Here is a 26537-nt window from a genome sequence, read left to right as displayed (position 1 = left end):
TTTAAACTTTAAAAAACAAAAACAGGACTTTTAGAGTTAATTAATCTAACACTTTTTAACATAAAAAATTCCATAAAATTCCGTAATTTTGCACATTGTGATTTTCAGGTAAAGTCACGCCAAATTATGAGTAAATCAACAGAATATATAGAAATTTACGGCGCACGCGAGCACAACCTTAAAAATATCAATGTCAAAATTCCACGCAATGAATTAGTGGTTATTACGGGGCTTTCCGGTAGTGGAAAATCTTCATTGGCTTTTGATACCATTTTTGCAGAAGGCCAGCGTCGTTATATAGAAACATTTTCTGCTTATGCACGACAATTTTTGGGAGGATTGGAACGTCCTGATGTCGATAAGATAGAAGGATTATCTCCCGTAATTGCTATCGAGCAGAAAACAACAAATAAAAACCCAAGATCTACAGTAGGAACGGTTACGGAATTGTATGATTTCCTTCGTCTGTTATATGCAAGGGTTTCTGACGCCTATTCCCTTTCTACAGGAAAAAAATTGGTTAGCTATACGGAAGATCAGATTCTTGAAACTATTAAAGAAAACTATAAAGGGGAAAAGATCATGCTTATGGCCCCTGTAGTCCGTTCAAGAAAAGGGCATTATCATGAGCTTTTCGTACAGATGGCGAAAAAAGGGTATGGGCAGGCAAGAATTGATGGTGAACTACAGGATATTGAATATGATCTAAAGCTTGATCGTTATAAGACACACGATATTGATATCGTTATTGACCGTTGGATCATTGGAGAAAATGCATCTGAAAGCAGAATGGAGAAGTCACTCAGAACTGCTATGGAGATGGGAGAGGGAATTATCGGAATTCAAAAACTAGGAAGTACGGAAATTGAGTACTTTTCAAAAAACTTAATGGATGCAGAAACAGGACATTCATTAGCATTGCCGGAACCCAATACATTCTCCTTCAACTCGCCGAAAGGAAGCTGCCCGGACTGTAAAGGTCTTGGTACTATTAAAAAGATTAATACGGATTATTTTGTGGAAAACCCTAAATTATCCATTAATCAGGGAGGTCTGTTGCCTTTAGAAGATATTAAATCGAATAAATGGATTTTAGCACAGATTAAAAATATCCTGGAGATATTTGGTTTAGGTCTTACAACTCCCATGAAGGATATTCCTGAAGAAGCTTTGGAATATATATATTATGGATGTCATAAAGAATTTAACAAAGACCTTAAATATGCAGGGATCACTAAAAAGATAAAGATTAATTTTGATGGATTGATTCCTTTTATGGAAGAAATTATTGATGAAAAGGAATCTTATGAAGGGGTTTTATTGGAAAGACATTTTACTACAGAGGAAACATGTCCTGAATGTAACGGAACCCGCCTGCAGCCATCAAGTCTGAGCTTTAAAATTGATGGTAAAAATATTGCTGAGGTTAATGGATTGAGTTTGGCTGATCTGAAAGATTGGCTCCATGATGTTAAAGATAAATTCTCAGAAAAAAATAAAATTATTGCTTACGAAATCTTAAAAGAAATCGAAACCAGGCTTCAGTTCTTGCTGGATGTAGGATTAGACTATTTAAGCTTAAGCAGAAGCTCAAAAACGCTTTCAGGGGGAGAATCCCAAAGGATACGTCTGGCTACACAGATCGGTTCTCAATTGGTTAATGTTCTTTACATCCTGGATGAACCCAGTATCGGACTTCACCAAAGGGATAATGAGAGGCTGATCAATTCATTGAAGAACCTGAGAGATATCGGAAATTCTGTTTTAGTGGTAGAGCACGATAAAGATATGATCCTTGAAGCGGATGAGGTTCTGGATATTGGTCCTAGAGCCGGGAAGTTTGGAGGTGAAATTCTATGGCAGGGAAAACCTAAAGATCTTTTGAAAGCCGACACTATCACAGCGGATTACATTAATGGAAAAAGAAAAATCGAAATACCAGCCGAAAGAAGATCTGGAAATGGTAAGAGCATCGTTTTAAAAGGAGCTACAGGAAACAACCTTAAAAATGTAAATCTCAATATTCCTTTAGGAAAGCTTGTGGTGGTAACAGGAATTTCGGGAAGTGGTAAGTCTTCTCTGATTAACGGAACATTATATCCTATATTGAACAAGCATTTTTACAGAGCGGTTCAGGAACCTTTGCCATACAAAAAAATAGAAGGGCTTGAGAATATTGATAAAATAGTAGATGTAGATCAAGCTCCGATTGGAAGGACTCCGAGATCCAATCCAGCAACTTATACTGGAATGTTTACTGATATCAGAAACCTTTTTGCAGAGCTTCCGGAAAGTAAGATTCGCGGTTACAAGCCGGGAAGATTTTCTTTCAATGTAAAAGGTGGAAGATGTGAAACATGTCAGGGAGGTGGATTGAAAGTAATTGAAATGAACTTCCTTCCGGATGTGTATGTACACTGTGAAACATGTAATGGGAAAAGATTCAACAGGGAAACCCTTGAAGTCCGTTATAAAGGTAAATCAATTTCTGATGTACTGGATATGACAATTGATGAAGCAGTAGAGTTTTTCCAACCTATTCCTAAGATCTACAGTAAAGTTAAAACCTTACAGGATGTAGGTTTAGGGTATATTACAATGGGACAGCAATCAACTACACTATCAGGAGGAGAAGCCCAGCGTATTAAACTGGCTACTGAGCTTGCCAAAAGGCAAACCGGAAACACACTCTATATTCTTGATGAGCCTACCACGGGTCTTCACTTTGAAGATGTTAAAATTTTGATGGACGCGATCAATCAATTGGTAGAACTAGGAAATTCATTCATTATTATTGAACACAATATGGATGTAATCAAATTGGCCGACCATATTATTGATGTGGGACCTGAAGGAGGAAAGCACGGGGGACAGATTGTTGCCCAGGGAACTCCGGAAGAAATCGTGAAGTCTAAGAAAAGTTTGACCGGTAAATTTCTGAAAAAAGAACTATAGATATCCAATTTATAGTTCATTGGAATAGATATTTTTATTTACTGAATTCATTTTATAAAGAGAGGATAGTGTACTATCCTCTTTTTTATTCCTAAATCTAAAAGATTCTTGATTATCAAAGCCAATTGGATCGTAAAGATTTCGATAAAATAGGGTATAAAAAGGTGGTTTTCTCAACTCCAATATTAAATTTTCACATTATTAATCTATTTAAATATCTGTTATTTAGTGTTTTATGTTTTAATGTTAACTGGATGTTAATTAAATATTAACTGAATATGAATTATTTTTAATAACTTAGAGTAGTAATTATAAATGGAATATTACAATATTTAAAATCAATTAGTTATGAAAAATAAAATTCAAATAGGTGCCCTATTCCTGTGCATTATAGGATTTGTTTCATTGAGTACTTTAAAAGCACAGACTACAAGTGGTAATGTCATTCCTGAAATTCAGCTGAGCAAAAATGATACGTTCAATAAAATACGAAAAGAGCTTATCAATAATTTCGACTTTACTAATTATGAATATAAACAAGGTGTTGTGAATTCAGAAGTGAAATTTGATATTACAGAAAATGGAAAAATTGTGAATGTACACTCAACAGGTGATTGCAAGAATGTAAGTAAAGAGATTGAAAATGTTTTAACGAATCTGAAAATAAATCGTAAAGATTTTAATAACAACATTATTGCTTATACCTATGTAATGCCTGTAACAGTTGAGATTGATAACAGGTAATAAATCTTTTCATAAAAGAAGTTTTGATAGTTTTTAAGTGTAAATAGTGAAAATTTTCTGCAAAAAACTGTAATAAATTAATTTGTTCTTCGTTTTAAATTTACCAAACATTAAAATTAAAAAGTATGAGAAATTTAAAGAAACTTAACAAGGAAGAATTAAAATCAGTGTATGGCGGAGAACCTAAAAAATACTGCGTATACTGTGAAAGATTGAATAAGACAGTATGTAGCGAAGTTCCAATCGCTCAGTGTCCTTAAAATAAAAAAAAAGCTGCTTGACGAAGCAGCTTTTTTATTTGTTATAGCACAGGGCCTTTTTTGTTTCGATAATAAAAGCCTTGAGTTGCTCTTTGAGGGTAGACCTTTGAGTAAAAATGATATTGTCAATTTTCCAGCCCTTATCATTGATCAGTTGAATTGTATTTTCCCAAACCAGAGTAGGATATATTTTATCGTCTGCTTTATATTCACTGATTTCCATTTCCACGATGGCTTCTGCTGTATTTCCGGTTACATTTATGCTTTTTATTTTTTGATTTGTAGCATCAGGTACTCCTGTGAAAATAAAGCTTTCTACTGCTGCAGGTTTATCAGTGGGATAGTTGCTGTTTTTTATTCTTTGGGCATCCGCATCAGCTATCCTGTTTGCTTGATCAAGTATATTTTTTAGATCAGGAGAAAAAAGTTCCTTTGAAGAAGTAGAATTGGACGGTGAAGTGTATTTATAGAGTTGGTCGATTTTAGCTGTTATTTCCTTTTCATTGCTGCTTTTGCTTGTTACACAGCTGTTAAAAAGTAGCAGTAGAGATAGGAAAAAAAGCAGTCGTTTCATAATATTGTGTTTGATGCTAACAGATGCTCAAACTTTATGCCAATCTTTTATAATTTTTCATAATTGAATTTGATAGGACTCTATTAAAAAATACTCATCAGAATCATAAAAATTTATACATTTGATAGATATAAATATAATTGGTGAATCCTATCCTAGATGTTGTAGTCCGTTCGCTTTGTGTATACCTGTTTATGGTCGTAGCGATCCGTCTGTTCGGCAAAAATCAGCTATCTCAGCTTAACGCGGGAGACGTAGTCTTGTTATTATTAATCTCCAATGCAGTGCAAAATGCAATGGTGGGTCAGGATACTTCCTTGCAGGGTGGTCTCATTGCTGCACTTGTTCTTTTTGCCGCCAATTTTATACTAAAAAGATTAATGTTTTCTAACCGTTCTTTTGAAACGTTTATGGAAGAAAATCCTGTAATCCTGGTAAAGGATGGTAAGATCGATGAAAAAGCTTTAAATACAGTAAAAATTACCAAAGATGAGCTGGAGGAAGCGATCAGGGAGCATGGAGTAGAAAGAATAGAAGATGTAAGGTTATCGATTCTGGAAGTGGATGGGAATATCAGTGTTGTTTCGGAAGATAACCAGACAAAGCAGACTCATTATTCGAGGATAAAAAGAAAAAATAAAAGAAAATATCAGTAATAAAATGAACTACGAGATCAGAGAAATGCTTCCCAGTGACGAAGTACGTGTATTAGAAATATTTCAACAGGGAATTGATGGTGGGATTGCCACTTTTGAGACAGAGGCTCCTAACAGAGAAGTTTGGAATACGGAATTTTTCAATGATTGCAGGTGGATATTGGAGAATGAAAATAATGAAGTAGTCGGATGGGCGGCTTTGAAGCCTGTGAGTAAAAGAGAATGTTTTAAAGGTGTTGCTGAGGTGAGTATTTATTTTGATAATCAGTACCAGGGAAAAGGGCTGGGATCTGTGCTGCTTAAAAAGATGATTCTGGATAGTGAATATCATGGATTCTGGACTTTACAGTCTAATATATTTCCGGAAAATGAAGCTTCTATAAAATTTCATCAGAAGAATGGATTCAGAACAGTGGGAGTTCGTAAAAAAGTGGGAAAGCTCAATGGAGAGTGGAAAGATCTTGTCATGCTTGAAAAGAGAAGTGAGACAGTTGGGTTTGATTAGGCAGTGTCCGCTTTAAAAAACGGCAACGCATTCCTAAACTTTAACTTTGTCCTCTAACCTCTAACTTCTTTTTGCTTTTGGCATCAACCTTGTTTATATACATTTCGAAATTCGAAACAATGAAAATATGAACGGTTTGATAAAAATGCTAGGTGTGGTTTCTTTGACTTTAATGCTAAGTAGCTGTACAGTGCAGGAATACCACCATGGAAGGAGAGGATTACCTCCGGGCCAAGCTAAGAAAGTGTATGGCGGAAGTGCAAGATACTATGCACCGGGCCAGGTTAAAAAAAGAGTGTACTATTACGAATATGATGATGATAGAGGACGAGGACACAAGAAACATAAAAAACATCACAGAGATTAAGATCTCTTGAAAAATTAAAACCCTGGAAAAGCAGGGTTTTTAATTTATAAGGTGTTTTAGAATTTATTATGTATAAAGTAAATATCTGGCATCCAGATTGTTGTTGTTATGGTAATCATAAAAAGAAAAAATATGAAAACCCTGACTAAAACTATCGGCATACTGGCGTTGGTTTTCCTGCTTACTTCTTGTCTGCATCATCCACCTCCACCGCCAAGACCACATGGACCTCCGCATCATTCGAGGTAATGAAAGAGATTTATAATTAATTTTTAATACAACAAATAAGCTCTGAAATCTCAGAGCTTTTTTATGATTACATTCTTGTTTTTTTAGGGTTCAAGAAAGTATTGAATATCATGACCTCTTGCCCGAACTGTTTTTCAACTCTTTCTCTAATGTTTAAGAGCTCACTCTCGATAAAATCTGTCCGAAGCTCATCATTATCAAAGATCAGCAAGAGATTATAATTCTTCCCTTCGTCGATATAATCACTTTCGATCTCAGAAAGAATATATTTGTTTACATCCATTAGATTTTCAGTCATTAAAACCAATGTCTCATCCATATAATTTTCCCACTCTTCAAGATTATTTTTTGTGCAATGGAAAGTTATACTTAATAGGCTCATATTTTAAGAATTTTTAAGATTTTGTGGATAAATTCTACCACAAAAATCGGTAAAAATTTCGTAAATTAGCCCGTTATTAAAAAACCAAAATAAATAATTTTCAGACTCACAGCTAAAAGTCTGACTGTCATTATAATAAAATTTGTTTATGCAAAAAGAAGGAGAAAGACTAATTCCTATCAACATTGTTGATGAAATGAAGTCATCTTATATCGATTATTCGATGTCGGTTATCGTTTCAAGGGCGTTACCTGACGTAAGAGATGGCTTAAAACCCGTTCATAGAAGAGTGCTTTATGGTATGTATGGATTAGGGGTTTTTTCTAATAGAAAATACTTAAAATCTGCGAGAATTGTTGGGGATGTTTTAGGTAAATATCACCCTCACGGAGACTCTTCTGTATACGATGCAATGGTAAGAATGGCGCAATCCTGGAGTTTACGTTATCCACAGGTTGATGGTCAGGGGAACTTCGGTTCAATGGATGGAGATCCACCTGCAGCAATGCGTTATACTGAGGCAAGATTGAAAAAAATCTCTGACGACGTTCTTGCTGATCTTGACAAAGAAACAGTTGATTTTCAGAATAACTTTGATGACAGCTTACAGGAACCTACTGTAATGCCTACTAAAATCCCTAATCTTTTAGTTAACGGAACTTCCGGTATTGCCGTAGGTATGGCAACCAACATGGCCCCGCATAACCTGTCTGAGTCTGTTAATGCTATTGTTGCTTACATCGATAATAAAGAAATTACCATAGATGAGCTGATGCAGCACATCGTTGCTCCGGATTTTCCAACAGGAGGAATTATTTATGGATACGATGGAGTAAGAGATGCATTCCATACAGGAAGAGGAAGGGTAGTTCTTAGAGCAAAAGTTAATTTCGAAGAGATAGGAAACAGAAATGCTATTATCGTAACTGAAATTCCATATCAGGTAAACAAAGCTGAAATGATTGCCCGGACAGCTGAGCTGGTTAAAGATGAGAAAATTCCAGGGATTTATGAGATAAGAGATGAGTCCGACAGAAACGGACTTCGTATTGTATATGAGCTGAAAAATGATGCGATTCCGAATGTTGTATTGAATTTATTATATAAATATACTTCACTTCAGACATCTTTCAGTGTCAACAATATTGCTTTGGTACACGGAAGACCGGAACAATTAAACTTAAAGGATATTATCCATCACTTTGTAGAGCACAGACATGATGTTGTTATAAGAAGAACTCAGTTTGAGCTTAAGAAAGCCAAAGAAAGAGCACATATCCTTGAAGGATTCATGAAGGTGATCGGTACGCAGGACTCTCTGGATAAGGCAATTTCTATAATCCGTCACAGTGTAAACCCACAGGCTGCTAAGGAAGGATTGATTCAGGAGTTTGATCTTTCTGAAATCCAGGCCCAGGCAATTCTTGATCTGCGTTTGGCTCGTTTAACGGGAATGGAACTGGATAAGATCCGTGATGAGTATGACGCGATCATGAAAGAAATTCTGAATTTAGAAGATATCCTTGCTAACGAAAGCAGAAGGTTTGAAATCATTAAAGAGGAATTACTTGAAGTAAAAGAAAAATATGGTGATGAAAGAAGAACTGAAATCGATTATTCAGGAGGTGAAATGTCAATTGAAGACATTATTCCTAATGAAGCGGTAGTTCTTACTATTTCTCACGCAGGATATATCAAGAGGACTTCCCTGTCAGAATATAAGATCCAGAGTAGGGGTGGTGTAGGAAACAGAGCGGCAACAACAAGAGATGAAGATTTCCTTGAATATATTGTTTCTGCGACCAATCACCAGTATATGTTGTTCTTTACAGAAAAAGGAAGATGTTATTGGTTAAGGGTATTTGAAATCCCTGAAGGTTCTAAAACGGCAAAAGGAAGAGCTGTACAAAACCTTATCAATATCGAACCGGATGATAAGATCAAAGCATATATCAGAACCAATGATCTGAAAGATGCTGAATACATCAATCAGATGAGTGTGGTTATGATCACTAAGAACGGTACGATCAAGAAGACATCTCTTGAAGCTTATTCAAGACCAAGAGTTAATGGTATTAATGCTATTGAAATCAGAGACAATGACCAATTGTTAGGAGCATGGCTTACGAACGGAACTTCTCAGATTATGATTGCTACTAAAAATGGTAAATGTATCCGCTTCCCGGAAGAAAAAGTAAGAGAGGTAGGTAGAGGATCTATCGGGGTTCGTGGTATTACCATGGAAGATAATGACGAGGTAATTGGTATGATTGTTGTGAACGATGTAGAGAATGAAACCGTTTTAGTGGTTTCTGAAAAGGGTTATGGTAAAAGAACTGCTGTTGAAGATTACAGAATTACCAACAGAGGAGGAAAAGGAGTTATTACGCTAAACATTACCGAAAAAACAGGAAATCTTATTGCCATCCAGAATGTAACGGATGAAGATGGCTTGATGATCATCAATAAATCCGGTGTTGCTATTCGTATGAATATGGATGAAATGAGGGTTATGGGTAGAAATACACAAGGGGTTAGAATGATCAACCTTAAGAAAAATGATGAAATTGCGGCGATTGCAAAAGTGGAGATGGATAAGGATGTAGAAGAAGAGTTGGAGGAAGGAGAAGAAGGAGCAGAATCTACACAAAGCAGCGATGCAGATGCAAATGTAACACCACAATTAGAAAATAATTCGGAAAATGAAGAGTCTGCAGATGAAAACGGAGATTCAGATTCTGAAGAATAAATGTAAATAAAATAAATTCTGATTATGAAAAAGCTAATTTTAAGTATAGCGATTATTTCTTCAGCTTTTGTTTTCGGACAGAAGAAGGATGTAAATGCTCAGCTACAAGATGCTAACAAAGCAGCTATGGATGCATATAATGCGAAAAACTATGCTGTTGCGGCTCCTAAGTTTTTAGAGGTTTATAACCTGTTAAAAACGAATGGCCAAGATGATAAAGTGTATATGTATTATGCAGGACTTAACTATGCTTTGGCTAACAACGTTGATGAAGCCATTAAGATCTATACTGAATTGATCAATTCAGGATATACAGGAGTTCAGACCAACTATACGGCAAAAGATAAAAAAACAGGTCAGGTTGCTACTTATGATAAAGGAACTTGGGAGATGCTGAAAAAATCTTCAGATTATTCAGACTTCAAAACAGAGCAAACTCCAAGTGTAGAGCCTGATTTATATGAGACTTTATCTACATTGCTTTTAAATGCCAAAAAGAATGACGAGGCTGTAGCTATCATTGAAAAAGGATTAGCTAAATTTCCTAATAATGCTAAGCTGAAAGACTTCCAAAGTACAGCTTATTATCAGTCAGGAAATACAGATAAATTTGTGGCTACTTTAAAAGAGCAGTTGGCAAAAAATCCTAATGATGCTACCAATTGGTATAATTTAGGAGTTATGCAATCTAAAAATCCTGCTACCGGTGCAGATGCTGAAGCTTCTTTCAAAAAAGCAATTGAGTTGAAGCCTGATTTTGCCAATGCTTATCAAAACTTAGTGTATACAATAATCGGAGAAGATGATAAAGCGGTAAATGAAATCAACACGCTTAGAAAAACTAAGCCGGATGATGCAACGAAGCTTATTGAAGCCAGAAAAGAAAGATTTAACAAAGCTTTACCTTATGCTGAAAGCTGGTATAAGGCTCTTCCTAATGATGCAAATGCGGTTACTATGCTGAAGGAGATTTACAGCATTACTAAGAATCAGGCTAAGATGGCTGAAATGAAAGCTAAAGAAGCTGAACTTCAGGGAAAAGCTAAATAATATTCTTTAAAAGAATTGATATAGAAAACCGAAACAATTTTGTTTCGGTTTTTGTTTTTTAATCCGAAAATGAGCTTCCTCAGTTTCAATGTTTTTTTACATGATAATCCTTGTTTTTGGAACGTTAAAATTCTCTGCAATTCCGTATCTTTGAGAAAAATTTTTACAAGATGATTGAGTGGAAAACCGCTAAAGAATACGAAGATATTACCTATAAAAAATGCAATGGTGTAGCTCGAATTGCTTTCAACAGACCGGAGGTTCGTAATGCTTTCAGACCTAAGACAACTTCAGAATTATATGATGCTTTTTATGACGCTTATGAAGACTCTTCAATAGGTGTTGTTTTGCTTTCAGGAGAAGGACCAAGTCCTAAAGACGGAGGATGGGCTTTCTGTAGTGGAGGAGACCAAAAAGCAAGAGGACATCAAGGGTATGTAGGTGAAGATGGAAGACATCGTCTGAATATCTTAGAAGTTCAGCGTTTAATCCGTTTTATGCCTAAGGTAGTAATTGCCGTTGTTCCGGGTTGGGCAGTAGGTGGAGGACATTCGCTTCATGTGGTTTGTGATCTCACGCTAGCTAGTAAGGAACATGCTATTTTCAAACAAACGGATGCTGACGTTACAAGCTTCGATGGTGGTTATGGTTCTGCATATCTTGCAAAAATGGTAGGCCAGAAAAAGGCCCGTGAAATTTTCTTTTTAGGAAGAAACTATTCTGCCCAGGAAGCTTTGGAGATGGGAATGGTGAATGCCGTTATTCCACATGAAGAATTAGAAGATACAGCTTATGAATGGGCACAGGAAATTTTAGCCAAATCTCCGACTTCCATCAGAATGCTGAAATTCGCAATGAACTTAACTGACGATGGAATGGTGGGACAACAGGTTTTTGCAGGAGAAGCTACCCGTTTGGCTTATATGACTGAAGAAGCTCAGGAAGGGAGAAATGCATTCCTGGAAAAAAGAAAACCTGACTTCGGGGAAAATCAATGGATATCATAAAAATATAAATGATAGTTGATAAATGATCACGGTATCATTTATCAATTATCGCTTATCAATTATAACTATGAAAGATTGGATAAAAGCCGCAAGGCTAAGAACTTTACCGCTTTCTTTGAGCGGAATTATTATGGGTAGTTTCATTGCAAAATGGAAATTATACGGTGAAGGAGGGACCTGGGATTGGAAGATTTTTGCTTTAGCCCTGCTGGTAACCCTTCTTTATCAGATCTTATCAAACTATGCCAATGATTATGGTGACGGCGTAAAAGGGACAGATGCAAAAAGAATCAGTGAGGCCGAAAGTCGAGCAGTAGCTTCAGGAAAGATTACAGCAAAGCAAATGAAGAATGCAGTGATCTTATTTTCAACCTTGTCCTTTATAGCAACTGTTGTTTTGCTGTACGTTGCTTTTATTCCCGATTATATGAATGAGTTTTACATTTTTATAGGTCTGGGAGTTGCAAGTATTTTAGCGGCAATCGGCTATACTGTAGGTAAGAAACCTTACGGGTATATGGGATTGGGAGACGTTTTTGTATTTATCTTTTTTGGTTTGGTTTCTGTTTGCGGAAGTTATTTTCTGTTCACAAAAACATTCAGCTGGGATATCTTATTGCCGGGAACGGCAGTTGGAATGATGAGTATGGCTGTTTTAAATCTTAATAATATGAGGGATATTGAAACGGATCGATTATCTGGGAAGAACAGCTTTGCTTTAAGATTAGGTTTCAGGAATGCAATGATTTATGAGATGATCCTTTTGCAGCTTCCTCTGATTTTAATCCTTATCTTTTTAGGGATAAACGGTTTCATACAGTCGCAAAATTACTATGTATTCATTGTAATGATCCTGTTAATCCCGTTTGCTAAACTGAGAAGGAAAATAATGTCTGTAAAGGAGCCTAAAGAACTTGATCAGTATTTGAAACAAGTGGGTATCCTTACGTTTACTATGGCTGTACTGACAGCAATTGGACTTAATTTTTTTAACTAAACAAATTAATCAGTATGAGTAATTCTCCTGCATTCGTTGAAGCTCAAATGCTTATCAGAAAACCTGTTCATGAGGTGTTTGAAGCATTTATTAATCCTGAACTAACCACTCAATTTTGGTTTACGAAATCGAGCGGAAGACTTGAAGAAGGTAAAACAATTACCTGGGAATGGGAAATGTATGGAGTGAAAAATAATGTCACTGTTCATAAAATCATTCCCAATCATCTTATCAAAACAGGATGGGGTGATCCCTCATCTAATGTGGATTATGAATTCAAAGAAATGGAAAAAGGGACTTTGGTTGTGATTAAAAGCTATGGATTTACCCAGACAGGTGAAGATCTTTTAAAGACAATTAATGATAATACGGGTGGTTTTACGACAGTTTTAGACGGTTGTAAAGCATATCTGGAACATGGCATTAACCTCAGACTGATTGAAGATAAATTTCCCCAAAAATAAGTAATGTATTCTTTGTTTATTCAATATCAACAATCTTTGAAACATTATTTAGAAATACTTGAAAATTATATTTAACATAATTAAAATAAAATCAAAATGAAAATACAATTCTTAGGACAAAATTGTTTTTTGTTCACATACAAGGATAAGACTATTTTAAGTGATCCTTTTTATAATTATAAAAAAGCAGAGTCCGGATTTGATATTTCTGCCCAGAAAATCGATTATATCCTGCTGACCCACGCTCATGGTGATCATATAGCAGATGTGGCGGAAGTTTTGGAATATCATCCAGAAGCTACCGTTATCGGGGTGCCTGAAGTGTGTGGATACTTCAAGGCTGCAAAAAACAAAGATGATGTGAACTTAGGAGGATCGGCAAAAATCGACGATCTTAAAATTTCCATGGTTCCGGCTCACCATACTAGTTCTTTCCCTGATGGAAGCTATGGAGGTGTTCCTGTGGGATATATTTTCAGATTACCTGAAGGTAAGAATATTTATCTGGCAGGGGATACAGGGGTAATGGCAGATATGGAATTATTTCCAAGGCTTTACGGAAACATTGATTTGTCCATTTTACCAATTGGAAGCCATTATACAATGTGCCCGAGAAAAGCGGCCTTTGCAGCTTCTGAATTGCTAAAAACACCAAAAGTAATAGGATGTCATTTTGATACTTTCCCGGCTATTGAAATAAATCATGAAAGTGCTTTAAAACATTTTAGTGATAAAAATGTAGAGCTTGTTTTACCGAAATTGGGAGAGGAGTTTGAATTTTAAACTAAGGGAAATAAAAAATGGCAAGCTACCTACATCACACCGCTACGACCGATTACCTTTGCTGTGTTCCCACCCTGGAGGATTCTCAGGAGCTGGTTGTGTAGGACTTGCCGGTGCAAAGATAGGAATTAATTATAAATTTGAAAATAATATTACAGAAAAATGAACGAAAAAAAGCTTTACTGGTGCTAAATTGCTGAAATTTAGGGTAATAATTTTTCTAAAATTTTTCTAAAAATAAGAATATGACGAAAAGTCCATCCACTATAGGAATTATACTATTTATCGCTACAATGATTGTTTTTTTTGTAGCATACTACTTCTTCTCAGGAATTCATTATTTTGATACATCCCTCAAAATCAATGCTTTCGTATTGCCTGTTATTTATGCAGGAGGAGCATTCTGGTCTGTTAAATCACGTTGGAATACCCATAAAATGGGTTTCAGAGAAGCTTTCAAGAGATCTTTTGTGCCCATGTTTATTGGTGGAATTCTTTCCATATTTAGCATTTACCTGTTCCTGAATTTTGTTGATAAAGATGCTAAAAAACTGTTAAATTACCAGTATGTTGAAAGACAAAAATCTGAATTAGATTCTGAATATCAGTCTGCAAGAAAGATTTTGAAACATCAGAAAGACATTGATGAATTAGATCAAAAATACAAAGAGAGAAGTCAAAGCTTTTCTCCACAAGCTGTAAAAGGAAAAGATATGCTTACTGCAAGTCATTTTTCAGGATATTTTGCAGCAATTCTTATATTTTACGTAGTTTTGTCCCTGTTTTTCGGAGCGTTTTTCAGAACAAAAACGATTCATCAATAAATCTTTATAAAAATTAAATGAACTTATCTATAATTATTCCGCTACTTAATGAAGAAGACTCTCTTGAAGAGCTGTTTTCAAGGATTGATCTGGTTTGCGCAACGAACAATTTATCCTATGAAATCTGGTTTGTAGATGATGGAAGTACGGATTTGTCCTGGAGCATTATCGAAAATCTGAAGGTACAGCATCCACAGATTCATGGAATTAAATTTTCCAGAAATTATGGGAAATCCCAGGCATTGCATGCAGCGTTTGAACGAGCACACGGAGATGTGATCATTACAATGGATGCTGATTTACAGGATTTTCCTGAAGAGATTCCTGATCTTTATAAAATGGTCGTTGAAGATAATTACGACATTGTTTCAGGGTGGAAAAAGAAACGCTTTGACAATGTAATGACCAAAAATGTTCCGTCTAAACTTTTCAATGCTGCTGCTAGAAAAGTTTCAGGAGTGGAGCTGCACGATTTCAATTGTGGTTTGAAGGCATATAAAAAACAGGTCGTTAAATCTATTGATGTATATGGAGATATGCATCGATACATTCCGGTTCTGGCTGCGAATGCAGGATTCAAAAGGATTACGGAAAAAGAAGTCCGTCATCAGGCCCGGCCTTACGGGACTTCCAAATTTGGTACCGAAAGGTTTATCCGGGGATTTCTGGATTTAGTAACACTTTGGTTTGTAAGCCGTTTCGGAGGAAGACCTATGCATTTTTTTGGAGCGGTGGGAACCACTATGTTTATTTTTGGATTCCTTTCGGCATTTTGGCTGGGTGTTTCGAAATTAATTGATGTCTCCAGAGGAATTTACGGCCATCTGATTACCAATAATCCATGGTTCTTTATTGCTTTAACCATGATGATTATGGGAACATTGCTTTTTATTGCCGGCTTCTTAGGAGAAATGATCATCAGGACTAATAGAGAACATAAAAATTATAATATTGATGAAGTGATTTAATAGGATATGGTTAAAAAGAGTTGTTTGAACTGCGGTTATACAATCTCCGGTGAGTTTTGTGCTCATTGCGGACAGAAGACCGACACAACAAGAATAACTCATATCTCACTTATTAAAAATGACATCTTAGGATCCATCTGGCATGTAGAAACCCGTTTTTTCAAAACAATAAAGAGTATTTTGTTTCGGCCCGGGAAAACAGCAATGGATTATATAGCAGGAAAAAGAATCAGATATTACAACTTTATTTCGTTGTTGCTGATTCTTTTTAGCTTTAATGTCCTGACCTTACATTTTTACGAAAAATTTGCAACGAAAGAAGCAATTCCTGAATCTTCTGAAGTAAGAACTTTTTTTGCGAGATACTCCAAAACAATCCTCTTTGTTATTATCCCAATGCTCGCAGTTAACGCTTTTTTTATTTTTAAAAAGGTAAAATTGAATCTTGGTGAGCATTTTATCCTTGGAACAGTAAGTCTTTTAGGAATTTTAGTTATATTTTTGCTAGATGATATCGTAAGTTTTATGGGTTTATGGAAGCCTTTATCAAAAATTACTGATATTGCTGATAAAATTTTATTCGTTCTTTTTATTCTCTTTCCTGCAATCACTTATTGGAATGCTTTTAAAAAATCATACTCAAAACCAGGTTTAATGGTGAGAGTATCAATTCTTTATGTGGTAATGGGAATAGAAAGTCTTGCAATAATTGCAGTTTTATATAAAATATTTTAAGTAAGTATGAAAAATATATTGTACATATTTGTGCTTGTAGCCGTAATTTCTTGTGGAAAAGTTTCACCCAAAGGAAATATTGAGAGAAAAGATGTGAATGTTTCTGAATTTGTCAACCTGGACCTTAACGGGAAATTTAGGGTATTTTATGCAAGAGGACCTAAAAATTTTGTTGAAATAGAGACTTATCCAAATGTTGCCAATAATTTAGATGTAGATGTGAAAGACAAAACTCTTTCAATAAAAGAAAAAAGAGGAACAAAGGGAGTTGATTTTTATAATGTGACCATTTATTCAAAATATAATCTTGAAAAAGTTTCCATTTCAGATTCTGTAGAAATGAATATTTCGAGTGAAATAAAAACAGATAATTTTAAGCTTAATTTAAAGAATAACGCTACATTTATGGGTTCAGTGAACACAAGAAGAGCGGAAATAGAGATGGTGGACAGGAGTAGGGCCAATTTTTTAGGAGAAACTAAAAATGCAGTAATAAAGATTTCTGATACGGCTAGCCTGATTGCTCCGTATTGGAAAATCACCAACCTGAATATTGATTCTAAAAACGGGAATTATGCTGAAGTTAATGTAAAAGATTCTCTTAAAGGACATATTCAGAATACAGCAAAGTTTTTATATTATAATGATCCTATCCGCGCTTTCAAAATTGATAAAACAACAAAGGTTGAAAATAAGACGCTATAATAGAAGCTGAAAGTTAGGAGAGCATGTAATTGTTTATAAAAAAGAATAGAAAATATATTTCTGAATAAAGTTGTAAAGAAATGTATACAGAAATGCAATAAAAGAATAATAAATATACGCTGCAAAAGTTGATATGGAGACAGCTGAAAGGCCTCCGACATCAGACTTCCAGCTTAAATAAGATACAAATATGACAACATTAGAAAAAGCGAAACTTTGGTTAAGTGAAACGTTTGATCAGGAAACGAGAGATGCTGTGAAATTATTAATTGATAGTAATTCTCCTGATCTGGAAGATTCTTTTTACAGGGAACTGGAATTTGGAACCGGAGGTATGAGAGGAATTATGGGGGTTGGAACGAATCGTTTAAATAAATACACTTTAGGTCAAGCTACACAAGGACTTGCGAACTATATGTTAAAGCAATTTCCCAATGAGGAAATTAAAGTAGCTATCGCTTATGACGTTCGTCATAATTCCAAAGAATTTGGAAAACTGGTAGCTGATGTTTTAACGGCTAATGGAATTAAGGTATTGCTTTTTAAAGATCACAGACCTACGCCGGAATTGTCTTTTACCGTTCGTGATAAAAAATGTAACGGGGGTATTGTACTTACGGCTTCTCACAATCCACCGGAATATAATGGATATAAAGTATACTGGAATGATGGAGCTCAAATTGTTCCGCCTCATGATGAAGCAATTATCAATGAGGTGTATTCTGTGAAATTTGATGAAATTAAATTTGACGGGAACGATGATCTTATTGAATGGATCGGGGCAGAGCAGGATGATGTTTATATTGATGCCTGTATTGAGAATTCCACGTATCAGAATGTTGGAAAAGAGAACCTGAATATTGTCTTTACATCCATTCACGGAACAACTTATACAACGGTTCCGAAGGCTTTGGAAAAAGCAGGATTCAAAAAAGTGGATCTTGTAAAAGAACAGATGATTCCTAGCGGAAACTTTACTACTGTAGCTTCCCCAAACCCTGAAGAGCCTGCTGCATTGGAAATGGCAATGGATCTTGCAAAAATTACCAATGCTGATATTGTGATTGGAACAGATCCGGATGGTGACAGATTGGGAATTGCAGTGAGAAACCTTGATGGAGAAATGCAACTGCTGAATGGTAATCAAACCAATACTATTCTTACGTATTATATTCTAAATGAATGGAGAAAACTGGATAAGATCACTGGAAAAGAGTTTATTGGTTCTACGATTGTTACGTCAGATATTTTCTTTGATATTGCCCAAAAATTTGGGGTTGCCTGTAAGGCAGGTCTTACTGGGTTTAAATGGATCGGAAAAATGATCCGTGAAGCTGAGGGAAAAGAAAAGTTTGTTTGCGGAGGAGAAGAAAGCTTTGGTTTTATGACCGGGGATTTTGTTCGTGATAAAGATTCTTGTGGAAGTATTCTTTTGGCGTGCGAAATTGCAGCATGGTGCAAAGCCAATGGCAGAACGATGTATCAATATATGATTGAGATATATCAGGAGACAGGAATGTACTATGAGGGATTGGTGAATCTTGTCAGAAAAGGTAAGGACGGAGCTGAAGAAATTCAGAACATGATGAAAAATTTCCGAGAAAACCCTCCAAAAGAAATCGCGGGGTCTTTGGTTGAAGATATTAAAGATTTTAAGGAACAAACCCATTTTATTGTTTCTAAAAATGAAAAACAGGTTATGAATGAAATTCCAAAATCCAATGTATTGATTTACTATACTCAGGATGGAACTAAAGTTTGTGTAAGACCTTCCGGAACAGAACCAAAGATCAAGTTTTATATTTCGGTAAAAGATATGATTACTTCCGAAGCTGATTTCAGAGATAAATTAAAATCTTTGGATGAGAAAATTGATCAGGTAAAAGCAGATCTTAAACTAGACTGAAAATGAAAGTTATAAATTGGTTTATACATTTATAAATGAGAGTATTAGGAAAGAGCTCTCTAATTAAAAACAAAATTTATAACTTATACTTAATAACATATAACATTAGTCAAAAACAATAAATATTTAAATAAAGTGAAAGTTTCAAAATTAGCGGCGAACCTGATTGGTTCTGAAATTGTAAAAATTGGTAATGAAGTAAATGATTTAAAGGCAAAAGGAGCGGAGATAGCCAATCTTACTATTGGTGACCTGAATTCTAATATCTATCCGATACCTGCAAAGTTAAAGGAGGAGATTCAGAAAGCTTATCAGAATAATCTGACGAATTATCCGCCTGCAAACGGACTTTTATCTTTAAGAAATGAAGTTTTAAAAGATCTTAAATCAAGATGGAATCTGGAGTATTCAGCCAATGATATTTTAATTACTGCAGGATCTAGACCTTTGATTTATGCAGTGTATAAGACGATTGTGGATGAAGGTGATAAAGTTATTTATCCTATTCCTTCTTGGAATAATAATCATTATGCGTATCTTACTTCTGCTGATGCTATTGAGGTGAAGACGACTCCTGAAAATAACTTTTTACCTACTGCTGCTGATCTTAAACCTCACTTAAGTGGTGCTGTTTTATTAGCGCTTTGTTCGCCATTGAACCCAACAGGAACGATGTTTACAAAAGACCAGCTTTCTGAAATCTGCGAACTCATCATCGAAGAAAATAAAAAAAGAGGCGCTGATGAAAAGCCTTTATATCTGATGTATGACCAAATCTACTCGAATCTTACTTTTGATGCTAAACATTATGATCCCGTTTCTCTATTCCCTGAAATGAAAGACTATACGATTTATATTGATGGGATCTCAAAATGTCTTGCTGCAACAGGAGTGCGTGTAGGATGGGGGTTCGGGCCATCTCATATTATCGATAAAATGAAAGCTTTGCTTACACACGTAGGAGCTTGGGCACCTAAGCCAGAGCAGGAGGCAACAGCTAAATATTACCAGAACTCTGAAGATGTAAATACTTTTGTTGATGAATTTAAAGGAAAACTGGAAGAAAGCCTTAAAGTTCTTCATAAAGGAATCCAGGATTTAAAAGGCAAAGGATTAGCCGTGGAAAGCATTGAGCCTATGGGAGCCCTTTACCTTACGATCAAGTTGGATTATATCGGAAAAACGAAACCGGATGGGAACACTATAGAAAATTCATCTGATCTTGTTTTTTATTTAATCAATGAAGCGGGTGTAGCTTTAGTTCCTTTCTCTGCCTTCGGAGAAGAAAAATCTGAACCTTGGTTCCGTGCTTCTGTAGGAGGATTAGCAGTAAACGAAATTGAAGTAATGATGCCAAAATTAGAGCAGGCATTAAGCAATTTAAAATAAAATAAAAACCCGCAATCAGTTGTTGTAATGAACTTTTGTTTCTGTTGAAAGTCTCATGAACCGGCTAGCTGATTGCGGGTATCAAAAAAAACACAAAGTGAAAAAAATTAAATGGCTGTTATTACCTATATCAGTAATGGTATGGTCGCAGAAAAAAGACAGCACCATCGAAAAATCGTTAAAATCACAGAGCTATATTCTCAAAGACGGTTCTGTGCGAACCTATCATAAGCCTAAGCTTTTCGAATTTATTACCAGGGCTCCGAAAGATTTTATAGATACTAATAAGGACTTTGTTGCAAAGGATCATGCTTATTACTTAGGAGGTGCAATAGCAAGTACTTTGGTGCTTATTCCATTCGATCAGAAATTGATTGATAATTCAAGAGAGCTGGGTGAAAAATGGGGGATGAGTGCCGATAACAATTACAGTAAAATCGGAGGAGTTATAAAAATACCGAAAGATATCGGCTCAGGTTTATATCTCATCGGTAATGGCTCTACAGTTGTATTGTTAGGGATAGGTTTTGCGACGTATGGTTGGATAAAAGATGACTACAGGGCTCAGGCAACCGCCAGTGGTTTAATGGAAAGTTTATTGCTTTCCGGTGTTTTTTCACAAACAATAAAGAGGATTACAGGTAGGGAAAGTCCTTTTATAGCAATAGAAAAAGGTAATCCCGGAGGACACTGGACTCCTTTTCCAAGCTTTGCAGCTTTTGCTAAAAACACATCAAGTTATGATGCGATGCCATCGGGACATTTAACAACATTTATGTCGGCTATCACGGTGATTGCAGATAATTATCCTGACGCAGTATGGATTAAACCAGTAGGATATACATTGGCAGGAGCGATGGCTTTTCAGATGATGCAAAGCCAGGTTCACTGGGCATCGGATTATCCTTTAGCCTTGCTAATGGGATATTTTATAGGGAAAACCATTTCGAAAAACAGATATACAGTTTCAGGAGCAAGTACAGGAAAAGTAAAATATAAATTGAATTTTATTGCTTCTACGAATCTAGGCTATAATATGTTGGGAGTAAACGTTTCTTTTTAAGAAGAAGTCCATATTTTGCTTATATTTAAAAAAAATTAAAATAATAAGAATCGTTCAATGAAGATCATAGCAGTTATTCCCGCCCGTTACGAAGCAAGCCGGTTTCCCGGAAAATTAATGCAGATTTTAGGTGGTAAAACAGTAATTACGACCACCTATCAGAATGTTCTGGAAACGGGTTTATTTGATGAAGTTTTTGTAGCGTGTGATTCTGAGATTATTTATAATGAGATTATTAATAATGGAGGAAAGGCCGTAATGACCGGGCAGCATGAAACAGGAAGTGACCGTATTGCGGAGGCAGTTCAGCATATAGATTGTGATATTGTGATCAATGTGCAGGGTGATGAGCCTTTTTTAAAGACAGAACCTCTAAAACAGCTGATTGAAGTTTTTAAAGAAGACCAGAATCAGGAAATTTCATTAGCTTCCCTGAAGATAAAGCTGACTGAAAAGGAGGAAATTGAAAATCCAAATAATGTGAAAGTTATTACCGATAATAATGGTTTTGCATTATACTTTAGCCGCTCAGTTATTCCTTACCACAGGGAGATCTCGTATGCTGTAGATTATTTCAAGCACATTGGAGTATATGCATTCAGGAAGCATGCATTGCTGCAGTTTTCTAAACTGGAAATGAAACCTTTAGAAATTTCGGAAAAAATAGAATGTATCCGTTACCTGGAATATGGGATGAAAATTAAATTAATAGAGACCAACTTTATTGGAGTTGGAATTGATACACCTGAGGATTTGGAAAAAGCAAGAAAATTGATCAACTAAATTACCAACAGGCAAAAAGGAAGCAGGGCTGAATTGCTACATAGCAAATTTGTAAAATTGTTAAATGAGTACGATTTTACATTTTCACAAATTTGCTTTCTTACAAATTCGCCTTATATTTGAATTATAAATTGAATTAATGAAGAAATTACTTTTAGTATTCGTACTGATTTATTCACAAATTACTTTTGCACAGACCGCTAAGGAAATTATCGATAAAAATATTGAACTATCAGGCGGACTGACAAATTGGAAGCTGTTAAATTCAGTATTACTTCAAGGGAAAGTAATTTTGGGGATCAAAGATGAATATCCGATAAAAATTTATCAGCAACGCCCGAATCTCACTAAAACAGTTCTTACCATTAATAATAAAGAAACTGCGATTGAAGGCTATGACGGAAGCAAAGGATATGCAATGAACTATGCCACAAATAAAGTTCAGGAATATCCGAATTATATTCCCGAAAGTTTTGATAATGATTTCATTGACTGGGAGAATAAAGGTTTTGAAGCTAAATATCTGGGAAAAGAGAAAGTGGGAGATATTTATTGCCATAAAGTAGAATTAACAAAAAATGTCAATAAAAATTTCTATTATTTTGATACCAATACCTATATGCTTCTGAAGGAAATAAAAAAAGATGAAACATTAACGTATTCGGAGTATAGAAAAGTGGGAAATCTATTAATGCCTTTCAGAATTGAATCTTCAAGCCCTAAAAAAGATGGGGATTTTGTAATGCAGATCAATAAAATAGACATCAACAAAGTTTTTCCTGCCAATATCTTTAAATTTTAATAGTCTATATAAATAACGCAGTGAAAACTGCCACTAATCATATTACTCATGAAAAAGATCTTCTTATTGCTACTTTCTTTTGTAGCGTTCTTACAGAGTTGTACCAACCAAAAAAGTGAAATTTCTAAAGCTAAAACCAATGAACTTATGGGAAAAACAATATATGATTTCAAAGTAGAAAGCCTTGATGGCAAAGAGATCAATTTTGCAGACTTTAAAGGGAAAAAGATCCTGATTGTAAATACGGCTTCGGAATGTGGATTTACGCCACAATATGCGGATCTGGAAAAAGTTTATGAAGAATATAAAGATAAATTGGTAGTAGTGGGTTTTCCTGCCAACAACTTTGGAGGTCAGGAACCGGGAACCAATACCGAGATCGGTGCATTTTGCCAGAAAAATTATGGGGTAACTTTTCCATTGGCTGCTAAAGTTTCTGTAAAAGGGGATGATACAGCACCTATTTTTAAATATCTGACAGAAAAAGAACTAAACGGAGTTAAGAATACTACGATCCTTTGGAACTTCACTAAATTCCTGATCGACGAAAACGGTAAATTAGTAGATAGCTTTGTAAGCACTACGAAGCCAACTGATCAGGCGATTACAAAATATTTTAAGTAAACAAAAAAAAGTATATTTTTACAAAGTGGGTGTTTTCACCCACTTTTTTTATATGGTTAAATAAATAAAAACGTAACTCATGAAAAAGATCATTTTTGCGCTTTGCATTCTAATTTTTTTTATATTAGGATTTGCTTTTAAATCTGCTACTGATGGCAGTGAGGACCGTCTTAAAAGAGTAACAGGGATTGGTGGAATTTTTTTTAAATGTAAAGATCCTAAGAAAATGAGAGAATGGTATAGCGATCACCTGGGGCTTCACACCAATGAATATGGAGCGGTATTTGAGTGGTACCAGGGGACTGATAACTCTAAAAAAGGATTTAGCCAGTGGAGTCCTTTCAGTGAAAAAACAAAATATTTTCAACCGTCAGAAAAAGACTTCATGATCAATTATAGGGTAGAACATCTTGATAAACTGGTTGAAGAGTTAAAAAAAGAAAATGTAACCATCGTGGATAAGATCGAAAGTTATGAATATGGAAAGTTTGTACACATCATGGATATAGAAGGAAACAAAATCGAACTCTGGGAGCCTAATGATGTTGAATATGAAAAATTAGGGAAAAGTATGAACAGTAAAACGACGAAGTAAAAGTCTGAGCTTCGGCTCAGACCAAAAAATATAAGTTTATCACCTCAAATTATTATCTTCCTCTAACCTCTAACCTCTAACCTCTAATTTCTAATCTCTAACCTTTCATTCATTCGTTTTCTCCGCAAAACAAAATATATTTCCCAGTTTTATACTGGAATACCCATAGCTTTTGATTTTAGAAGAATTGATCATGGCTTTGGCTAAAATATGAGTTGGCAATGGCTTTTGGCTTTCCAAAAGTCCAATTTTGTTGGCAAATTTTATAATTCGGCTTCCGAGAACTTCTCCCGTTCTGTCGGAGCCTTTTCTTTCCAGCATGCCAGGTTTAAAGATGGTTATTTTATTAAAATGCAGTTGCTTAACAGCTTCTTCAAGCTCGCCTTTCATTTTGGAGTAGAAAATTTTAGATTTAGGATTTGCCCCGTATGCAGAAACAAGAATGTAGTCATCCACATTGTTTTCCTTCGCAGCTTTTGCAAATTCATACTGATAGTCGAAATCTACTTTTCTCTGGGCTTCTTTACTCCCAGCTGTTTTCAAAGTGGTTCCCAGGCAGGAAAAAGCAACATCACCTTTTACTGCTTCTTTCCATTCTTCCGGTGCATCAAAGTTTACGATGTGAACGTTTAATTTATCACTCCTGATATCAAGAGGTTTTCTGACAAATACATCAACTTCATCGAATTCCTTATCGTTAAGTAATTGATTGACTAAATCTTTACCGGTAGCACCTGTAGCGCCAATTACCAAAGCTTTCATAATAAATGTGATTAGTGATGATGTTGTGAACTTTTCTTTCCTACCTAAATTTACTAAATTTGAAATTAATAATAAAGATTAAAAGATTAAAAGATTAAAAGATTAAAAGATTAAAAGATTAAAAGATTAAAAGATTAAAAGATTAAAAGATTAAAAGATTAAAAGATTAAAAGATTAAAAGATTAAAAGATTAAAAGATTAAAAGATTAAAAGATTAAAAGAACTTGATAAACACTAATTTTGCACTATCAACTATCAACTATCAACTATCAACTATCAACTATCAACTATCAACTATCAACTATTAAACTCTCATTTTCATCTTTTAACTAATAACCCATTAAAACAATCAGCTATTAAAAATGGATGCCAACGAAATATTGGATTACTGTCTTGCAAAAAAAGGAGTCACCGAAACTTTTCCTTTTGACAATGAAACGCTTGTGATGAAAGTAGGAACGAAAATGTTTTTATTAATGGGACTGGAAAGACAGCCTTTAGCAATCAACGTAAAGACCGATCCTGAATGGAGTGCCGAACTTCGGGAGCAATATCCGCAGATCACCGGTGCTTATCACATGAATAAGACCCATTGGAATTCAGTTTCTTTGGATGGGTTAAAAAGAGATCTTATTTTTAAAATGATTGATCAATCCTATGATCTTGTTTTCTTTTCATTAACGAAAAAAGCCAGAGAAGAAATTCTCGCTGATTAGAAAGCAAAATTTTCGGTGATTCTTTTATCTTCATCCAATCTTTCGATCAATTTTTCAAGACCTTCGAATTTGATTTCATCATGAAGAAAATCCCTGAATTTTACAGTGATCTCCTGATCGTAGATGTCCTCGTTGAAATTTAGGATATACACTTCAACCGTTAGTGCATCGCCGTTTACAGTAGGATTGGTTCCTATACTGAGCATTCCTTTATATGGCTGTCCTTTAATATATACTTCAACAATATATGCCCCTTTTTTAGGCAATAACTTAATGGATTCGGTACTGATATTAGCGGTAGGATAGCCAATAGTTCTTCCTATCTTCTTGCCATGAACTACTTTTCCTGAAACAGAGTAGGAGTAACCAAGCATTTCATTAGCTTCTACAATATTTCCCGCTAAGAGAGCATTTCTGATTTTGGTAGAACTGATATTATTTTCGTGGATATTGATGGCTTCCATTTGTTCCACTTCAAAATCCAATTCTTTAGACAGTTTTTGGAGAAGTTCAAAATTTCCGCTTTTATTTTTTCCAAAAGAGTGGTCGTATCCTATAATAAGGTATTTTACATTCAGCTTATCTATAAGGATCTGGCGAACAAACTCTTCTCCTGTAAGATTTCTGAATTCTTCATCAAATTCTTTTAAAAACAAATTATTGATCCCATATTTATCAACCAACAATTTTTTTTCTTCCAGGGTATTTAAAAGTTTTAAATCTTCATTGGGATTAAAAACAAATCTTGGATGTGGCCAAAAAGTAAGGATAGCAGTTTCCAACTGGTTTTCTGCCCCTATTTTTTTTAGTTCATCGATAATGCATTTATGTCCCAAATGTACCCCGTCGAACATTCCTAAAGACAGTGCTAAAGGCTTTTGCGCGGAATAGTCATTAAAATTCTTGAAAACTTTCAAAACGGA

General features: G+C 35.1%; 28 protein-coding genes and 1 other RNA gene. 24 read left to right on the top strand and 5 right to left on the bottom strand.

Annotated elements, in window-relative coordinates:
- Window positions 1–126: 126 nt before the first annotated feature.
- The 3 genes from uvrA to PFY10_04455 all read left to right on the top strand — a co-directional run bounded on the left by uvrA (window position 127) and on the right by PFY10_04455 (window position 3959).
- On the top strand, window positions 127–2955 hold the full coding sequence (uvrA, locus tag PFY10_04465; GenBank protein WBV57697.1) for an excinuclease ABC subunit UvrA: 2829 nt from the start codon (window positions 127–129) through the stop codon (window positions 2953–2955).
- Between the two features lie 348 nt (window positions 2956–3303).
- Window positions 3304–3699 (top strand): hypothetical protein, encoded by a 396-nt coding sequence (locus tag PFY10_04460; protein WBV57696.1) that lies wholly within the window; start codon window positions 3304–3306, stop codon window positions 3697–3699.
- A gap of 125 nt (window positions 3700–3824) precedes the next feature.
- The gene (locus tag PFY10_04455) at window positions 3825–3959 is read left to right on the top strand and encodes a bacteriocin (protein ID WBV57695.1); all 135 of its coding nucleotides are present in this window, start codon (window positions 3825–3827) and stop codon (window positions 3957–3959) included.
- A gap of 34 nt (window positions 3960–3993) precedes the next feature.
- Here the strand turns inward: PFY10_04455 and PFY10_04450 are convergent, their stop codons facing one another.
- Complete coding sequence (locus PFY10_04450) at window positions 3994–4533, bottom strand: hypothetical protein (protein WBV57694.1); 540 nt, start codon at window positions 4531–4533, stop codon at window positions 3994–3996.
- Between the two features lie 143 nt (window positions 4534–4676).
- Here PFY10_04450 and PFY10_04445 point away from each other — a divergent pair, with 143 nt between their 5' ends.
- From PFY10_04445 to PFY10_04435, 3 genes are all read left to right on the top strand, one after another.
- On the top strand, window positions 4677–5189 hold the full coding sequence (locus PFY10_04445; protein ID WBV57693.1) for a DUF421 domain-containing protein: 513 nt from the start codon (window positions 4677–4679) through the stop codon (window positions 5187–5189).
- Between the two features lie 4 nt (window positions 5190–5193).
- Window positions 5194–5694: a GNAT family N-acetyltransferase gene (locus PFY10_04440; protein ID WBV57692.1), complete on the top strand. Its 501-nt coding sequence runs from the start codon at window positions 5194–5196 to the stop codon at window positions 5692–5694.
- 145 nt (window positions 5695–5839) lie between these two features.
- On the top strand, window positions 5840–6061 hold the full coding sequence (locus PFY10_04435) for a hypothetical protein (GenBank protein ID WBV58918.1): 222 nt from the start codon (window positions 5840–5842) through the stop codon (window positions 6059–6061).
- 316 nt (window positions 6062–6377) lie between these two features.
- Here PFY10_04435 and PFY10_04430 read toward each other — a convergent pair whose 3' ends face one another.
- Window positions 6378–6692: a DUF4286 family protein gene (locus PFY10_04430; protein WBV57691.1), complete on the bottom strand. Its 315-nt coding sequence runs from the start codon at window positions 6690–6692 to the stop codon at window positions 6378–6380.
- A gap of 148 nt (window positions 6693–6840) precedes the next feature.
- Between PFY10_04430 and gyrA the strand changes: the two genes are divergently transcribed.
- From gyrA to PFY10_04400, 6 genes are all read left to right on the top strand, one after another.
- The gene (gene gyrA, locus PFY10_04425) at window positions 6841–9441 is read left to right on the top strand and encodes a DNA gyrase subunit A (GenBank protein WBV57690.1); all 2601 of its coding nucleotides are present in this window, start codon (window positions 6841–6843) and stop codon (window positions 9439–9441) included.
- Window positions 9442–9465: 24 nt separating this feature from the next.
- Window positions 9466–10491 (top strand): hypothetical protein, encoded by a 1026-nt coding sequence (locus PFY10_04420; protein ID WBV57689.1) that lies wholly within the window; start codon window positions 9466–9468, stop codon window positions 10489–10491.
- A 170-nt stretch (window positions 10492–10661) separates the two neighbouring features.
- Window positions 10662–11498 (top strand): 1,4-dihydroxy-2-naphthoyl-CoA synthase, encoded by an 837-nt coding sequence (locus PFY10_04415; protein ID WBV57688.1) that lies wholly within the window; start codon window positions 10662–10664, stop codon window positions 11496–11498.
- 67 nt (window positions 11499–11565) lie between these two features.
- Window positions 11566–12495, top strand: coding sequence for a 1,4-dihydroxy-2-naphthoate octaprenyltransferase (gene menA, locus PFY10_04410; protein WBV57687.1), 930 nt, complete (start codon window positions 11566–11568; stop codon window positions 12493–12495).
- Window positions 12496–12509: 14 nt separating this feature from the next.
- Window positions 12510–12959, top strand: coding sequence for an SRPBCC family protein (locus PFY10_04405; protein WBV57686.1), 450 nt, complete (start codon window positions 12510–12512; stop codon window positions 12957–12959).
- Between the two features lie 96 nt (window positions 12960–13055).
- Complete coding sequence (locus tag PFY10_04400) at window positions 13056–13742, top strand: metal-dependent hydrolase (protein ID WBV57685.1); 687 nt, start codon at window positions 13056–13058, stop codon at window positions 13740–13742.
- Window positions 13743–13757: 15 nt separating this feature from the next.
- On the opposite strand, the gene ffs is transcribed toward PFY10_04400, so the two are convergent.
- An RNA gene (gene ffs, locus PFY10_04395) (signal recognition particle sRNA small type) lies at window positions 13758–13855 on the bottom strand.
- 132 nt (window positions 13856–13987) lie between these two features.
- Between ffs and PFY10_04390 the strand changes: the two genes are divergently transcribed.
- The 11 genes from PFY10_04390 to PFY10_04340 all read left to right on the top strand — a co-directional run bounded on the left by PFY10_04390 (window position 13988) and on the right by PFY10_04340 (window position 24136).
- Window positions 13988–14566 carry a DUF4199 domain-containing protein gene (locus PFY10_04390; protein ID WBV57684.1) on the top strand — a complete coding sequence of 193 codons (579 nt, stop codon included), beginning with the start codon at window positions 13988–13990 and terminating at the stop codon, window positions 14564–14566.
- Between the two features lie 17 nt (window positions 14567–14583).
- Window positions 14584–15534 (top strand): glycosyltransferase family 2 protein, encoded by a 951-nt coding sequence (locus PFY10_04385; protein WBV57683.1) that lies wholly within the window; start codon window positions 14584–14586, stop codon window positions 15532–15534.
- A 24-nt stretch (window positions 15535–15558) separates the two neighbouring features.
- Window positions 15559–16269, top strand: a complete 711-nt coding sequence (locus PFY10_04380; GenBank protein WBV57682.1) for a DUF3667 domain-containing protein — start codon at window positions 15559–15561, stop codon at window positions 16267–16269.
- 6 nt (window positions 16270–16275) lie between these two features.
- Window positions 16276–16974 (top strand): DUF2807 domain-containing protein, encoded by a 699-nt coding sequence (locus PFY10_04375; protein ID WBV57681.1) that lies wholly within the window; start codon window positions 16276–16278, stop codon window positions 16972–16974.
- 190 nt (window positions 16975–17164) lie between these two features.
- The gene (locus tag PFY10_04370; GenBank protein ID WBV57680.1) at window positions 17165–18880 is read left to right on the top strand and encodes a phospho-sugar mutase; all 1716 of its coding nucleotides are present in this window, start codon (window positions 17165–17167) and stop codon (window positions 18878–18880) included.
- 135 nt (window positions 18881–19015) lie between these two features.
- Complete coding sequence (locus tag PFY10_04365) at window positions 19016–20269, top strand: aminotransferase class I/II-fold pyridoxal phosphate-dependent enzyme (protein ID WBV57679.1); 1254 nt, start codon at window positions 19016–19018, stop codon at window positions 20267–20269.
- Between the two features lie 97 nt (window positions 20270–20366).
- Complete coding sequence (locus PFY10_04360) at window positions 20367–21332, top strand: phosphatase PAP2 family protein (GenBank protein ID WBV57678.1); 966 nt, start codon at window positions 20367–20369, stop codon at window positions 21330–21332.
- 57 nt (window positions 21333–21389) lie between these two features.
- The gene (gene kdsB / locus PFY10_04355) at window positions 21390–22115 is read left to right on the top strand and encodes a 3-deoxy-manno-octulosonate cytidylyltransferase (protein ID WBV57677.1); all 726 of its coding nucleotides are present in this window, start codon (window positions 21390–21392) and stop codon (window positions 22113–22115) included.
- 139 nt (window positions 22116–22254) lie between these two features.
- Window positions 22255–22917, top strand: a complete 663-nt coding sequence (locus PFY10_04350) for a histidine kinase (protein WBV57676.1) — start codon at window positions 22255–22257, stop codon at window positions 22915–22917.
- A 48-nt stretch (window positions 22918–22965) separates the two neighbouring features.
- Window positions 22966–23541 (top strand): glutathione peroxidase, encoded by a 576-nt coding sequence (locus PFY10_04345; GenBank protein WBV57675.1) that lies wholly within the window; start codon window positions 22966–22968, stop codon window positions 23539–23541.
- Between the two features lie 226 nt (window positions 23542–23767).
- Window positions 23768–24136, top strand: coding sequence for a VOC family protein (locus PFY10_04340; protein WBV58984.1), 369 nt, complete (start codon window positions 23768–23770; stop codon window positions 24134–24136).
- 105 nt (window positions 24137–24241) lie between these two features.
- On the opposite strand, the gene PFY10_04335 is transcribed toward PFY10_04340, so the two are convergent.
- Window positions 24242–24898: an NAD(P)H-binding protein gene (locus PFY10_04335; GenBank protein WBV57674.1), complete on the bottom strand. Its 657-nt coding sequence runs from the start codon at window positions 24896–24898 to the stop codon at window positions 24242–24244.
- A 362-nt stretch (window positions 24899–25260) separates the two neighbouring features.
- Between PFY10_04335 and PFY10_04330 the strand changes: the two genes are divergently transcribed.
- Complete coding sequence (locus tag PFY10_04330) at window positions 25261–25614, top strand: MmcQ/YjbR family DNA-binding protein (protein WBV57673.1); 354 nt, start codon at window positions 25261–25263, stop codon at window positions 25612–25614.
- Here PFY10_04330 and PFY10_04325 read toward each other — a convergent pair.
- A complete protein-coding gene (locus PFY10_04325; protein WBV57672.1) occupies window positions 25611–26531 on the bottom strand; it encodes a bifunctional riboflavin kinase/FAD synthetase in 921 nt (306 codons plus the stop codon). The genes PFY10_04330 and PFY10_04325 overlap by 4 nt on opposite strands.
- Window positions 26532–26537 lie beyond the last annotated feature (6 nt).

The sequence above is a fragment of the Chryseobacterium daecheongense genome (assembly GCA_027920525.1).
GTDB classification, from domain to species: domain Bacteria; phylum Bacteroidota; class Bacteroidia; order Flavobacteriales; family Weeksellaceae; genus Chryseobacterium; species Chryseobacterium proteolyticum.
The sequence above is the reverse complement of the archived record's forward strand: the minus strand, read 5'-3'. Positions and strand labels throughout refer to the sequence as shown.